Here is a 14,539-nt window from a genome sequence, read left to right as displayed (position 1 = left end):
TCTTTTGAAAATAAAACTATACAACACAATGAAAAGAAATACCATTGGTTTCATTCTTTTTGCAGTAATTTTTTGGTCACTTCCGTCGGTAGTTAAAGCGCAATTTGTGCTGAAAGAAGCTGATGCTCAGTTTGAACTTTATAATTACGAAAAAGCAATTGAGCTATATACGCAAGCCTATCAAAAGAAAAAGACAGTGGTGGCTGCCGAACGTTTGGCAGAATGCTATAAACAATTACGAGATTTTAAGCAAGCTGCCAGTTGGTATGCAATTTTAACGACAATGAAAGGCGTGCAACCCGAAGCTTATAAATCGTATGCAGAAATGTTACGAGCCAATTCAATGTATGGCGAAGCTAAGGAGCAATACGCAAGGTATAACCGGATGGTGACTCAGCCTACGCCAGAACTTTCGGCACAAATTGCCAAGTGGTTGGTTTCTTGTGATTCTGCTGCAAGCTGGATGGAGCGTCCAAAAGATGTGGAGATATATAACCTTAAAGAGGTGAATAGTGCTAAATCTGACTGGGCCGCAGTAGTTTATAACAATGGTTTAGTATTCACATCTGATCGGGACTTTTCAAGCGTTTCTGAGAAAACGTCAAAATCCTTCCTTAAGTTGGATCGAACTCAGCTTCCTAATAACAAGGTTTACGGTTGGACAGGTAATGGATATCTTAAGCTATTCCAGAAAGATGAAAAAGGAAATATTCAGTTGTTTCCAATAAATATTTCTGGTACTGGATATCATATTGGTTCTGCTACGTTCAGTGCTGATGAGAAAGAGGTATACTTTACGCTAAGTCGTATTCCAAAAAATGTACGCCTTGAGCGTAATGTAGCCAATACGATAAATATTGAAATCTACAGCAGTAAAAAAAATGGGGATACTTGGTCAGAACCGGTGCCTTTCAGGTACAATAACGTACTCGAATGGTCTGTAGGCGATCCTTTCCTTTCTGCGGATGGGAAGCAGCTTTATTTTGTGTCAGATATGCCTGGAGGTAAGGGAGGTACAGATATTTACGTTTGTAACCGGACTGCTGATGGTAAGTGGGGAGCTGCGTTAAATCTTTTTATGGTGAACAGCATCGGCAATGAGCGTACTCCTTTTGTACAAGGAGATATGATGTACTTTTCATCTGATGCAGGCTTAGGTATGGGTGGTTTAGACATTTTTAAAGCCAATGCTAAAACAGGACTGGTAACTAATTTAGGCTACCCATTCAATTCGCCACAAGACGATTTTGGTTTTAGATTGACAGGTAAATTGAAAGGTTATTTTTCGTCTAATAGAGAAGGAGGCAATGGTTCTGATGACATCTACAGTTTCATAGAAAAAGAGAAGCCTACCATTTTGGTGCAGGGCAAGGCACTTGATAAGGAAACTGGTAAGCCATTAACTAACGCCCTTATTACATTGCGAAAAGCTGGAGGCGAACCTATTAGGCTGCAAACCGACGCAGAAGGAAATTATCAATTTAACGTGGAAGAAGGTGTTCAATACGAAGTAACAGCGGATAAACGTAATTATAGGGCTGCTGTAATTAACCTGTCTTCAAGTTCTGCCAAAGATGGAAAAATTGAACAACCGCTTTACTTGGTGCCAATTGTTGAAAATATGCCTATAAGGATAGAAAATATCTTCTATGATTTTAACAAAGCAAATATTAGAAAAGACGCTGCAGTTGAGTTGGACAAGTTGGTAACGATTATGAAAGAAAATCCAACAATGTGGATTGAGATAAGCTCTCATACGGATAGTAGAGGTGACGATCAGTTGAACATGAGGTTGTCACAAGCTAGGGCAAATGCAGTAGTTAAATATTTAGCTAGTAAAGGCATTAACAAAATACGCATGCAAGCGAAAGGCTACGGCGAATCTATGCTGATAAATAATTGTGCAAACGGTGTGAAATGTAGCATTCAAGAACACCAGTTAAATAGAAGAACTGAATTTAAAATAATTAAGCAATAAAGGTAAATGTTTTTAGGGTAATATGGTGTCCGGCGGTTCTGTCGGCACCATTGCTTAAACATTGAATATTTCGCAGCTAGTTTTCATAAATAGATGAGGAGATGGTGTTCGGTAGCACTAACCAGCTGCCGGCACCATTAATTACAAAAGTAGTTGTGTTTTTTTTGGGCTTTTTATAAGAATTAATATAAGTGATGTTTGATAATTAAGTTTTATCGGCAGCACTACTTTAGATCTAGCTTTGATGTTTATGGCTAGTTTTTCATAGATAGATGAGAGATGGTGTTCGGTAGTGTTAAAACTACCGGCACCATTAATTACCGGAGGTAATTAATTTAACTGCTAATTTTTCATAGGAATAGTTGAGGATGTGGTGTCTAATAGCTCAGGCTGTTAGCACCACTATTCAAAAGCGCTGTATTTCCATGAGTTTTGATAGATTTTTATTGACGTTCTCGAGATAGATCATCCTAATTACGTGTTTTAGCGCTAGTGTACACACTAGGCACTTATAGCTTATTTTAAAAGAGTATTTACTTCAAGCATATAATCACCTATGAAGTTGAAAGTTATTATTACAGGGGCACAAGGGCTGGTAGGTCAGGGTGTATTATTAAAATGTCTTGAAAGCCAAGTTATTAGTGAAGTACTAAGTGTCGGCAGATGGCCGGCAGGGGTTAAACATCCTAAATTAAAGGAGCTTATTGTTGGGGATTTATTGGAACTTGATGAATATGAAGATGTTTTGACTGGTTACCATGCATGCTTTTATTGTGCCAGGATCATTCCCCTAGGTTTAGATAATGAATTGTACGCTAAATTTGAGATAGAGCCTGCATTAAGTTTTACATCTCGCTTGCTAGTGCTGAATCCAAATATGGTGCTTAGCTTTTTATCGAAATATAATGGTAAAGATAACAAAAGCGGCTACGGTAAAATCAATCACATGGTGGAGGCGGCTTTAGCTAAAATCATTTTCAGAAAAGTATTTTTCTTCCGTACTCGAACTGTTGTACCCATTCCCAAGCAAAACAACGTTTTCTTCCTATTCCGACTTTTAGCCTATTCATACCCAATTTTAAAATTAGTAGCACCTAATAAGGTTAATACTTCGGGAGAAATAGGCGCTGCAATGATCAATTCCCTAATCACAGAATGTGAGAAAAGAAAATTAGACGCCAGAGAAATCAGATCATTGGCCGCTAAAAATGTGGCATTGGATAGCCAAAAAGACGCATTTATTCATTTGGTACAAGAGTAATAAGTAGAAATTCGTTAAAGAGCGGAACGCTGTTGTTGCATTACTTTCTACTTCATTTATTACAGCTATAAAATAGCACGGTCTTTAAGCAGTGCTTGGATTATCATTTACCGCTGCTTTGTTTTCAACATAAGGTTTTTAACTTTGCGTATGTCCATTACAGAGCAAAAAAATAATCCCTTGCATGGTAAAACGTTAGCACATATCCTCACGCAGCTACAAGAACATTACGGCTGGGCTGAGCTGGGTTATCTTTTACGCTTTAATTGTTTTATTAAAGATCCCAGCATCAACTCAAGTTTAAGGTTTTTAAGAAAGGAAGATTGGGCTAGAAAACAAGTGGAACAGTTATACATAGCTACTTTCTATAATAAATGAAAAAGGCATTTTTTATCATTTCGTTGAGTCTTATTTTGCTTTCGAAAGTCAATGCCATTGCGGCAACTTTTAATGCAGATAAGAAAATACTCATTTTTTCCTTAACTAAAGGATTTCGTCATAAATCCATTAGCAACGGGATTATTGCGATTCAAAAACTTGGAAGTGAACACGGATTTCAGGTAGATACTTCTGAAAGTGTTTTGAGTTTTACAAAAGAAAATTTAAGTAGATATCGTTCCATTATTTTCTTAAACCCAACTGGTTCTAATGTATTTAACGAACAGCAAAAACAAGCACTTGTTGATTATATCCATAATGGTGGTGGTTTACTGGGCATACACGCAGCTACGGATTTTTGTTATGAATGGGAATGGTACGGCAAGTTAATTGGGGCTTATTTTGTTAGCCATCCAAAAGTGCAGTCGGCAAAGCTAATTACTACAAAAACTCATCGCCAGTTAATGAAAAAAATACCCTCAGAGTGGCAACATACTGATGAGTGGTACAATTTTAAATCTTTTAATAAGCAGGTTAAAGTGCTTATGCAAGTGGATGAAAATTCTTATGAAGGAGCCAAAATGAATGGTTCACACCCAATAGTTTGGTATCATCATTTTGAGGGTGGAAGGGTATTCTATACAGGTTTAGGACATACTCCGGAAAGTTATACTAACGAGGTATTTCTTCAGCAATTGCTAAATGCAATAGAATGGACCATGGGTAAATGAGCCATCAATAATAGCTTTTTTACAGTGCTATTCAATAAAGTTTTAGCTTAATTAGATAAGGCAATGATAAGATTAAATGAAGATACGCCCTTAGATGTACTTAACGAAATTAAAAAAGGCAATTTCGTTACGGATACTTTCAGTAAAACGGGAATAGTAGATGAGGTAAAAATTGATGATGATGGCTTATATAGGATATACCATTTCATTTTAGTAACAGGTCGAGTTATCACGGTAAAGAGGTAATAGAGCTATATTTCGGCTGCATTAATTTAAGGTTTTTATTCAAAACCAGCAGCTATTGAGTGAAAATTAAGCGCTTTTTTTTGCCATTGCGGCGGGTAAATTTATTCCCCAAGTGAGGTTTTTTTTTCTTAAAAAAAGATATTAACTTTGTTAAGTATTAATTTTCTTTCTAAAAGATGGTTTTTTAAAGTGGCACAACTTTTGAAAACTGATGCTTAAACATAAACATTGTAAAGGTATACATCTCCCCTTGACTTGTTGAGTTTTAAGTATATAAGATTTTAAAGAGAATTACTATACGAATTCAAAGCTTATTGTAAGATAGAATTTTAGAAAGTTTTGCTTTCTTCTGCCCCAATTTGCTTTTGGATTGAATAACACCTATTGAAAAACATACTTCTGACCAATGAAACTAGTTAAATGCCTAGTTGTTGTTGCTGTTAGTTTGACCTCCTTTTTATCTGTAACTGCACAGGTAAAGATTGGATCCAATCCTACAGTAATCAACTCTAACACTATCCTTGAGCTGGAAGCCGATAACAAAGGCTTGTTACTTCCACGTGTAGCTTTAACTTCTACCGACAGCGCTTCGCCATTGACCGCTTTTGTTCGCGGTATATTTATTTACAACACTGCTTCCAGTGGTGCGGGTACAACCGCTGTTAGTCCCGGTGTTTACTATTCTGATGGTTTAAGATGGGTACGTTTGGAAAATAATTCTCCTTTTAGCTCCTTTTGGAGTTTAAACGGTAACTCCGGTACTAATCCTGCAACAAATTTCCTTGGCACTACCGACAATAAGCCCTTAATATTTAAAACCAATAATGTTGAAGCTTTAAGAGTTTTAAGCGATGGTAAAATTGGTGTTAATACCGCTAACCCAACTACAGCTTTAGATGTTAATGGCGAATTAAAGGTGCGGACCGTTAATAGTGGTGGTGTTGGAGATAGCATATTGGTAGTTGGTAATACCGACCAAGTGGTAAAGCGTATAAGTGGCGATAGTTACTTGAAAAATATGCAAAAGCAATTGGACGTGGTGGCAACCAATGGTCAGCAACTATTCAATACGCCCTCTAATATTATAGATGAAAAGAAAATTTTACTGTACAGAAATGGTGTGATGATAGGATTTACCGTGGTGGGTGCAAAAACCATTAAAGCAGAAATTGCAGCCTATAGTGGCGACGAAATACGCATAGTACAACTTTTATAAACGAGCAAACACTTTATTATCAAATATTTAAAAAAAAATCAAATTTCAACTATGAAACAAAATTCTATCTTAAAAACATTGGGAGCAGCAGCACTGCTAACTTTGGCAATCTCTACTGCGAATGCGCAGCAAACAACCGGTGATGTAACTAAGCAAGCCAATGCTGCACCAGGTACAACAGGAACTTCTGTTAGAGTAATCGATAACAAAGGTACAATCAAGTATTTACAAGCTAAGAATGGCGTGACCATGCTCACTAACACTACCAATGATGTAACAACTACTACTTGGCAGTTAGGTGGTACTTTAACAGACGATACTTTTATTGACGTAAATGGAAAATCATTTGCACTTGACGGCCTAAAGTTGGTCACTACTGACTTACCATCTCTTAACGCCACTAATGCATCTAGTCACGGCGGTACAGGTACAGGCTGGACAGTTTTAATTAGGGACGAAGCAACTGGTGAGACAAAGAAAATTATGGCTACGGACTTATTGCAGGTGCAAGCTGGACAACAAAAGTTTGTTGCCGCAACTGCTGGACAAACCTTATACACTACTACAGGAACAACGTTGCCATCGGTAGTTAGTAAAGTATCTGTTTATAGAAATGGCGCTAAACTACTGGCGGGCGAAGATTATACCGTTAGTGGATCAGATGTAACACTTGTGCCTAGTTCAACGCCTCCAAATGACTGGGTAGTTTTTGTAGGCGATGTGATTGAAGTTCATTGGATTAGATAATTTCAACTTTTTTCGTAAAGCGTGAAATTTTTAAAGGAGATATTTTTTCTACTCTTTATCTGTGTGCTGGGTTTTAGTTCCAGTGCACAGATAAAAGTTATCGATAATAAAGGTACGCTCAGTAGTATCGACACTAGTAAGTGGACGATTTCTGGCGTTAACATATTTAATAAGAACAGCGGGAATGTAGGTATTGGAACGAGTATGCCTCAGACCAAACTACACGTTGATGGCCAGCTTCGCCTACAGGGATTGGGCATTAGTACAACTAATGTAGATGTACTTACTACGGATGCCAATGGCGATGTCTACCGGCGAACACTTTCCAGCCTTCTTTCAACTACCTCGGTAAGCAACACAGTGACTTCTCCGAACAGCCTAACTACGACGGTTAACGGCGTAACTGGAACTTCTGTGAGTATGGTAACTGGTGTAAGCAACAGTTCATCCACCAATAGCTTAAGCACTACCGTAAACGGTGTTACCGGCACTTCGGTAAATATCATCAACAGCAATGCACTTGCAGGCGCAAGTAACAAGCTCACAAGCACCGTTAATGGCGTTGCTGCTGATCTGACGCCATCTTCTGGTACCATTGCCTCTAGCAAATTACTAGGTTTCGACGCTAGTGGAAATTTAGTTTTAGGCGCTGACCCTACCGCTACCTCGGTAAGCAACAGTTCCTCCACCAATAGTATGAGCACTACCGTAAACGGTGTTACGGGCACTTCGGTAAATATCATCAACAGCAATGCACTTGCAGGCGCAAGTAACAAGCTCACAAGCACCGTTAATGGCGTTGCTGCTGATCTGACGCCATCTTCTGGTACCATTGCCTCTAGCAAATTACTAGGTTTCGACGCTAGTGGAAATTTAGTTTTAGGCGCTGACCCTACCGCTACCTCGGTAAGCAACAGTTCCTCCACCAATAGTATGAGCACTACCGTAAACGGTGTTACGGGCACTTCGGTAAATATCATCAACAGCAATGCACTTGCAGGCGCAAGTAACAAGCTTACAAGCACTGTCAATGGCGTTGCTGCTGATCTAACGCCATCTTCCGGCACCATTGCCTCTAGCAAATTACTAGGTTTCGATTCTAGTGGAAATTTAGTTTTGGGCGCTGACCCTACCGCTACCTCGGTAAGTAACACAGTGACTTCTCCGAACAGCCTAACTACGACGGTTAACGGCGTAACTGGAACTTCTGTGAGTATGGTAACTGGTGTAAGCAACAGTTCCTCCACCAATAGTTTGAGCACTACCGTAAACGGTGTTACCGGCACTTCGGTAAATATCATCAACAGCAATGCACTTGCAGGGGCAAGTAACAAGCTTACCAGCACCGTCAATGGCGTTGCTGCTGATCTGGCGCCATCTTCTGGTACCATTGCCTCTAGCAAATTACTAGGTTTCGACGCTGGTGGAAATTTGGTAGTAGGCGCTGACCCCGGAGTAGTAAATAGTATTTATACAGCAGATGATGCATTAACGGGAAATCGTACAGTTGATATGCCTAGCAGTAGAACTTTGGCATTTAGTCCTTCTGGTACGCAGGTGGTCAATCAGTTTTCTGTGGATGGAACTACATTTAGTATAGATGCGCTAAATAAAAGAATAGGTTTAGGCACTTCTAGTCCAACCGAAAAATTACAAATCGTAGGTGGAAACCAAATGGTACAATCTAGCTCCGGGGTTGGAGGAGTTATCACGGTTTTGAATACTGCTACTACGAATCAGTTCCGCATTGATCCAATGGATGCTGTAGGCCCCAAATTAAAGCTCGGTACTTCTTCCGATCCAATAGCTTTTTGGGAAATGGGGGCTTATAATTCGATCAATAACTTTGATAATAAAGGTAGAGACTACAAAATATTTAACAATGCCAATACTAACGCCCTTTTCGTAAAAGGGAGTAATGGTTTTGTAGGTGTATCTACCATCACTCCGGCAACTACGTTAGATGTTCAAGGAAAACCTGGAAGTGCTACTGTAGCTGATGGTGTTACTTTTCCAAGATTAACTGGTGATCAGCTTAAAGCGAAAGATGCGACGTATACCGATGCAGGAACTATTGTTTACGTAACCGCGGCAGTTGGTACTGCATCAACAAAGACGGCAAATGTAAACGCAATAGGGCTTTATCAATTTAACGGCACAATTTGGCAAAGATTAGCGACCACAAACGTGGCCACAAAAAAAATGGTTATTCCTGCTGAATATGCGGGTGCAGTATTAACACCTTCAGGTACTGCAAATGTAGGTGATATGATTGCCGATAATACAAGAACCACTGTAACGCCTAATTGGATGAACTACTACGAGTGGACAGGTAGAGACGCATCAACTGCTCAGACTTATCAGGTTGCAGTTAGAGTAACGCTGCCTAACGACTTTGTAAGCTGGGATTCAAGCAATGCAGTGCAAATTGATAATTTGGCCAATACGGGATGTTCCGCATCTTTTGAATGGTTTCTCAGTGGTACAACTGCATTTGCCAGCCAAACCAACATCACTAACACATCATGGGCAAAAACAGCATTTAGTGCTACTAATATGGCAAGTTGGGTTACGCCCGGAGCAACGGCAGTGTTGCTAATTACATTTTCTGCAACTAATGGCAAGTTAGTGCGGGTTGGCGATATCACTTTAAATTATCAATAAAAATGTGGTTACGTATTAAATGGCTCTTCTCAACTTGCGTTGTTTTTTTAATACTGTTCATTAATCCTGTTCATGCACAGGTTACCACTGTAACGTCTCCAAATTTTAATACTTATTTTAAGCTGTCGGGTTCTGCGTCGGTAGCCTCGCCAACTAGCAAGTTAACTTTAACACCAGCCATAAATTTTCAAACGGGATTTGCTCATTCAAGAATTCAATTAGATTTTACTAGCGATTTCACAATAGACTTATCGTGGTTCATGGGGGCAAGTGATGCTGGTGCAGATGGAACCCTTTTCGCCTTGCATAATAATGCCAGTAAAGAGCTTGCTAATACAGGAAATCCCACCTCCTCTATTGCATACCGATATGATACCTATCAAAATGCCGGCGACCCCGTTTGTAGTGTCTCGGGCGATTTTTGGACATTTATCTCCAACGGAACCTGGTTAACATCTACTTGTTTTGGTTCAAATGTTGAGGATAATGCGAATCACAGTTGTATTATTAAATGGGTTGCAAGCACTAAGCAACTCACCATGTCATGGGATGGTGTAACAGTTGATACACGTACCGTAACTAACATCGCAACCATACTTAATGGTAATAGGGCTATTCTTGCTTTTTTAGGCTTCACTGGTGGAGCTTCAAATTTGCAACAAGTTACAATCAACAGTATCACAGGTAATTTACCTCCTGTGCTAACGCTTGACGCAGATCGATCAACGCTTGCTTCGGCTGTTTGGAATTATAAAGGTGTAGTTGAAAGGAATGTTGCTGCAAAAATTAACGACTCAGATTTGTGGGGAAATAGTTTTGCTAATTTTTCTGGTGGACAAAGAGTTACTGCTACCATTACCATACCCTCTGCGCTTAGTTCAGAGAGTTTAACCGCCCTTACGTTGCCATCAGGCGTGGTAGCCACTAGTAGCTCTTCGGCAGGGAACAGCATACTTACACTTTCAAACATCGCTTCAAATGCAGACATCGCAAATGCCATTAACGCCGTAAGGTACACCATTACCTCGGCCACCGATATGGCGTCACTCAACTATAGCAGAAACATTAACATACAATTGTCAGACGCATTAGGTAACTCCGATTTGGTGACCGCCGAGCTGAGCATGTTGAGTCCGGGAGGTGTAGGCGTAGGCTACTTAGGTTGGTTTAGGGGCGATAATACAAGTAATACCGCATCAGTATGGAAAGAACAAAATTCTACTAATAATGCTACAATTGATATTGGTACGCCTGTTTTAAATACAAGTACCACAGATTTGTTGAATTTTAATGGAACTTATACCATGAATAGTGCCATTATGAATTTACCAGCAGCACTCGATGTAGGAGGTAACGGACAACCTTACAGTTTCTTTGGAGTGGCTAAACTGAAAACTACACCTGGCGCCCGGGTTTTTTCTTCAGAAATATCCAATAATTTGTTTGGCTATCATAACGGAAATGAGAATACCATTCAAATCAATGGAACTCCAAGTTTTCTTACGTTGGGATCAAATAACGTTATTGCATCAACATTAAATTTAAATCAGTTTTCTCTTAACAGAACCGCAGCCGAAGCTATTGTACAGCGTAAAAATGGTATTCAAATTAACAGTAACGCTAGCAGTGATGATAATAGTTGGCGAGTCAGCCTTGGCGGTTTAGGTGTATCCAATGATGAAACATCCAATGTAATTATTGGAGAATTTATCAGTTATAATACTGATAATACCTCAAACATAAATAGGATTGAGTCATATTTGGCAACCAAATATGGTATCTCCAGAAATGATGGCACGGGACTGAACTATATTGCCAGTGATAATGCTACAACTTACTGGGATGCCACTGCAAATTCTGGCTCTAATAATGATGTTTTCGGTATTGGAAGAGACGACGCAACGATACTACATCAGCGAATTTCTAAGTCGGCCAATACTGATGATTTCGTCATACTATCCACTAACAATGATTTTTCTGCCAGAAATACCTCAGCTAATCATACCGATATAGCGCAAAATCTAAGCTTTTTAATGATTGGTAACGACGATGGGAGCGCCAATGTGCAGTTTACAGAGTTAGAAACCTCAATTTATAATGGTCGTATTGGTAGGGAGTGGAAAGTTCAAAAAACAAATTTTTCTCAAACTGTAAATTTAGAGTTTACTGGTTGGGGCAGTAATAGCAGGCGAACAGTTTTCTTAATTAAAAAAAATGCCAACAGTAATTTTAGTAGTGGAACTACTCAAGTTGGCTCGTTAGATGCCAATGGTAGGATTACAGGTGTGACTTTGAGCAATAATGATTTTTTTACTTTAGCTTTAGATCAAAAGGCGCCAGGTGGTGTTTTAAATGGTTTAAAGCTTTGGTATAGGGCAGATTTAGGCACTAGTACAACCACACACGGAGCAACAGTAAGTACTTGGCAAAACCAAATGGACGGCGTTAACGCAACTGCAGTAGGTACGCCGCTATTTCAATCTACAGCTAGTACTGTGGCAAATTTTAATCCTACTGTTTTTTTGGATAATAGTGATGCTTTAGAACGCTTTAATATTGGAGGAACAACGCCAAATCAAATCAACTCAAGTATTTTTGCCGCCGGAATGCCGGGTTTGAAATCAGCATCGATTTCGGATATAAGAACAGTTCTGCGCTCTAATTCTAGTGAGCTGGATTTCCAGATGCTTGTTAATACCAACAATTTTGTTTCGTTTTTAGATCGGCAGCCATCTAATTTAGAGGTGCCAAGTAGTGTTACTTGGAATGAGGGAGAATTGGCGCTAGTTAACGGCTTTATTCCTTCAGGAAGTAGTGCCTTACAATATTCAAAAAATGGTTCTAGCGTAGTTGCAACTTCCACAGCAACAATTGATGGCGGTGGCAAATACGATTTGTTGGGAGGTGATAATGTTTCAACGCGACCTTTTGGTAGACTAGCAGATGCCATTGTTTACGGCATAAACACACTTTCTAGCAGTGAAATTGGGCGTATTAATGCTTATTTGGCAATTAAATATGGAATTTCATTGAATGACGGTACGGGCGCCAGCTACCTTGCTGGGGATGGCACAACTACATATTGGGACAGTTCAACAAATACAGGATATAACAACGATGTTTTCGGCATTGGTAGGGATGATAGAAGTAACCTACAGCAAAAGCAGTCGATCTCTATCAATGCAACCTCATCTGATTTAAGATTTACTATTTTCTTGGGCGATTTTACCGCAGGCAGTTTCCCTGTAACCAACAGTGGCAATAGCAATAGCTTTTCAGCCAACAATAGTTACATGTTGGTTGGAAATGATAATGCTTCTATTTCATCTTTTGTGAATAACGCTGAAACTCCGGTAAAAACCATTTACAAATTACCGAGAGAATGGAAAGTGCAAGAAACAGGAACTGTAGGTACTATAACTATTGTCGTGCCTGTTTCGGCAATGCCAACAGGGGGTTTGCCATCCACATTAAAACAAAATTACACTTTGCTGGTGAGCAACAGTAGCGATTTTACAAATGCCAGTGTTTTGCCAATGACGAAAGTTGGAACTGACTTTGTAGTGGCGGTCGACTTTTCCAACGCCCAGTTTTTTAGCTTCGGTTATGGTGATAATATCAAGTATATGAGGCATGGGAAATCAGTTAAAAATGGTGAGCGGAATCCAATGAAGTTTTAATTATGAATTATAAAATAGGCAGGGATCGTGTTGCTAGAAAATAAATATGATAGTGTAGTAATTATAATAAACCACTTAAAATGAGAGTTTTTATTTTTTTTCTGCTGTTTTTTTTATTTGCTATTACAATAAATTCTGTAGCTCAAATTAGAATTATTGACAATAAAGGGACGCTCAAAAACGTAGATACCAGTAAGTGGACTGTTTCAGGCGTGAACATATTCAATAAGAATGTTGGAAATATAGGTATTGGCACCAATTTACCACAAACCAAACTGCATGTTAATGGTCAGCTTCGTTTACAGGGGTTAAACCTTGACACTACCAACATAGATGTGCTTACTACAGATGCTAATGGCGATGTTTATCGACGTACGCTTTCCAGCCTACTTTCAACAACTACCGTAAGCAACACCTCTTCTGTAAATAGTTTGAGTACCACGGTGAATGGAATAACTGGAGCTGGCGTAAATATCATCAATAGTAACTCATTAACAGTTGCCAGTAATAAATTCACGAGTACGGTTAATGGCATTGTAGCCAATTTCACCCCAGCTGTAGGTACTATTGCTACCGGAAAGTTGATGGGCTTCGATGCCAGCGGCAGCCTTGTTGTTGGGGGAAGTCCTGGTGTAGCAAACAATATTTATACTGCTGATGATGCCTTAACCGCTAATAGAACCGTTGATATGCCAAGTAGTAGGACACTGTCTTTCAGTCCATCTGGCACACAAGTGGTCAATCAATTTTCAGTAGATGGTAGTACTTTTAGTGTAGATGCGCTGAACAACAGAGTAGGAATAGGCACAATCTCGCCCAATACTATACTGGATCTAGGCACTTCGACTGGCAAAAAGTTAGGAGTTTACAATAACGCAGCAGGTACCGATTTTTATGGAATCGGGGTTCGGACTGACTATCTAGATTTTTACGTATCCGCTGATGCAGTGAAGAACCAATCAATGGTAATTCACTCTATTGGTGCAGTAGGCATTGGCACCATTATTCCAGCCTCTGGAACTATCTTTAATATCGATGCTGCTAAGGATAACTCAAGTGGCGCAAGTCCAACAGCTACAGAGGCCGCTAACGATTTCGTAGTAACAACGTCAGGAGCAGTTGGAATGGGTACTGCGGCGCCAAATGCATCGGCTATGCTTGAAATTAATAGCACCTCCAAAGGTGTGTTGCCCCCCCGTATGACTACCTCGCAAATCAACGCTATATCTTCGCCAGCAACTGGGCTTGTTGCTTTTGACACCAATAAGAGCTGTTTAGTACAAAATGTGGGTACGCCAGCAGTGCCTAATTGGTCGCCCATATCAAATAATGTAACGCGATGGTTTTATATGCCTAGTGTAAATATTGAAACTTCGGCAGCTGTTATAGGGCAAACTAAAGACTTGTTTGCGCTTTATAAAGCACAATTCAATTCTCCTGCTATTAAAAGTACAGGCGCACCTAGTAGCTTGCCTTTCTTCGCAAATGCCACCGATTTGCACTACTTCATCACTAGTTTCGATACCAGTGTTTTGGCAAATGTTAGCATAGATGCCAATGGAGTTATGACTTACGATGTGATAGCACCCGCTAGTTCATGCTCGGTAGTAAATATTGTGTTTATGCTTAAATAAACAA

At 39.6% G+C, this 14,539-nt stretch carries 10 protein-coding genes; all 10 read left to right on the top strand.

Annotation, left to right across the window (positions count from 1 at the left end; all coding sequences use genetic code 11):
- Positions 1-28: 28 nt before the first annotated feature.
- The 10 genes from DUT68_RS10280 to DUT68_RS18460 all read left to right on the top strand — a co-directional run bounded on the left by DUT68_RS10280 (position 29) and on the right by DUT68_RS18460 (position 14,535).
- Complete coding sequence (locus DUT68_RS10280) at positions 29-1,978, top strand: OmpA family protein (RefSeq protein ID WP_113638094.1); 1,950 nt, start codon at positions 29-31, stop codon at positions 1,976-1,978.
- 556 nt (positions 1,979-2,534) lie between these two features.
- Positions 2,535-3,239, top strand: coding sequence for a Rossmann-fold NAD(P)-binding domain-containing protein (locus DUT68_RS10275; protein WP_113638093.1), 705 nt, complete (start codon positions 2,535-2,537; stop codon positions 3,237-3,239).
- Positions 3,240-3,389: 150 nt separating this feature from the next.
- Positions 3,390-3,617 carry a VF530 family protein gene (locus DUT68_RS10270; RefSeq protein WP_113638092.1) on the top strand — a complete coding sequence of 76 codons (228 nt, stop codon included), beginning with the start codon at positions 3,390-3,392 and terminating at the stop codon, positions 3,615-3,617.
- Positions 3,614-4,348: a ThuA domain-containing protein gene (locus DUT68_RS10265; protein WP_113638091.1), complete on the top strand. Its 735-nt coding sequence runs from the start codon at positions 3,614-3,616 to the stop codon at positions 4,346-4,348. The genes DUT68_RS10270 and DUT68_RS10265 overlap by 4 nt, the downstream gene beginning before the upstream one ends.
- A 63-nt stretch (positions 4,349-4,411) precedes the next feature.
- Positions 4,412-4,594 (top strand): hypothetical protein, encoded by a 183-nt coding sequence (locus DUT68_RS10260; protein WP_113638090.1) that lies wholly within the window; start codon positions 4,412-4,414, stop codon positions 4,592-4,594.
- A gap of 406 nt (positions 4,595-5,000) precedes the next feature.
- Positions 5,001-5,810: a hypothetical protein gene (locus tag DUT68_RS10255; protein WP_113638089.1), complete on the top strand. Its 810-nt coding sequence runs from the start codon at positions 5,001-5,003 to the stop codon at positions 5,808-5,810.
- Positions 5,811-5,861: 51 nt separating this feature from the next.
- The gene (locus DUT68_RS10250; protein ID WP_113638088.1) at positions 5,862-6,557 is read left to right on the top strand and encodes a hypothetical protein; all 696 of its coding nucleotides are present in this window, start codon (positions 5,862-5,864) and stop codon (positions 6,555-6,557) included.
- Between the two features lie 21 nt (positions 6,558-6,578).
- On the top strand, positions 6,579-9,221 hold the full coding sequence (locus tag DUT68_RS10245; RefSeq protein ID WP_157960833.1) for a beta strand repeat-containing protein: 2,643 nt from the start codon (positions 6,579-6,581) through the stop codon (positions 9,219-9,221).
- Between the two features lie 2 nt (positions 9,222-9,223).
- The gene (locus DUT68_RS10240) at positions 9,224-12,901 is read left to right on the top strand and encodes a lectin-like domain-containing protein (protein WP_113638086.1); all 3,678 of its coding nucleotides are present in this window, start codon (positions 9,224-9,226) and stop codon (positions 12,899-12,901) included.
- An 80-nt stretch (positions 12,902-12,981) separates the two neighbouring features.
- Positions 12,982-14,535 (top strand): hypothetical protein, encoded by a 1,554-nt coding sequence (locus DUT68_RS18460; RefSeq protein WP_198659567.1) that lies wholly within the window; start codon positions 12,982-12,984, stop codon positions 14,533-14,535.
- Positions 14,536-14,539 lie beyond the last annotated feature (4 nt).

It is taken from the genome of Pedobacter zeaxanthinifaciens, from assembly GCF_003313335.1.
Classification (GTDB): Bacteria; Bacteroidota; Bacteroidia; order Sphingobacteriales; family Sphingobacteriaceae; genus Pedobacter; species Pedobacter zeaxanthinifaciens.
This window is presented reverse-complemented; position numbering and strand designations above follow the sequence as displayed.

Coding starts and splice junctions, on each gene's coding strand:
- DUT68_RS10280 (WP_113638094.1), top strand. CDS start 29: ATGAAAAGAAATACCATTGGTTTCATTCTTTTTGCAGTAATTTTTTGG.
- DUT68_RS10275 (WP_113638093.1), top strand. CDS start 2,535: ATGAAGTTGAAAGTTATTATTACAGGGGCACAAGGGCTGGTAGGTCAG.
- DUT68_RS10270 (WP_113638092.1), top strand. CDS start 3,390: ATGTCCATTACAGAGCAAAAAAATAATCCCTTGCATGGTAAAACGTTA.
- DUT68_RS10265 (WP_113638091.1), top strand. CDS start 3,614: ATGAAAAAGGCATTTTTTATCATTTCGTTGAGTCTTATTTTGCTTTCG.
- DUT68_RS10260 (WP_113638090.1), top strand. CDS start 4,412: ATGATAAGATTAAATGAAGATACGCCCTTAGATGTACTTAACGAAATT.
- DUT68_RS10255 (WP_113638089.1), top strand. CDS start 5,001: ATGAAACTAGTTAAATGCCTAGTTGTTGTTGCTGTTAGTTTGACCTCC.
- DUT68_RS10250 (WP_113638088.1), top strand. CDS start 5,862: ATGAAACAAAATTCTATCTTAAAAACATTGGGAGCAGCAGCACTGCTA.
- DUT68_RS10240 (WP_113638086.1), top strand. CDS start 9,224: ATGTGGTTACGTATTAAATGGCTCTTCTCAACTTGCGTTGTTTTTTTA.
- DUT68_RS18460 (WP_198659567.1), top strand. CDS start 12,982: ATGAGAGTTTTTATTTTTTTTCTGCTGTTTTTTTTATTTGCTATTACA.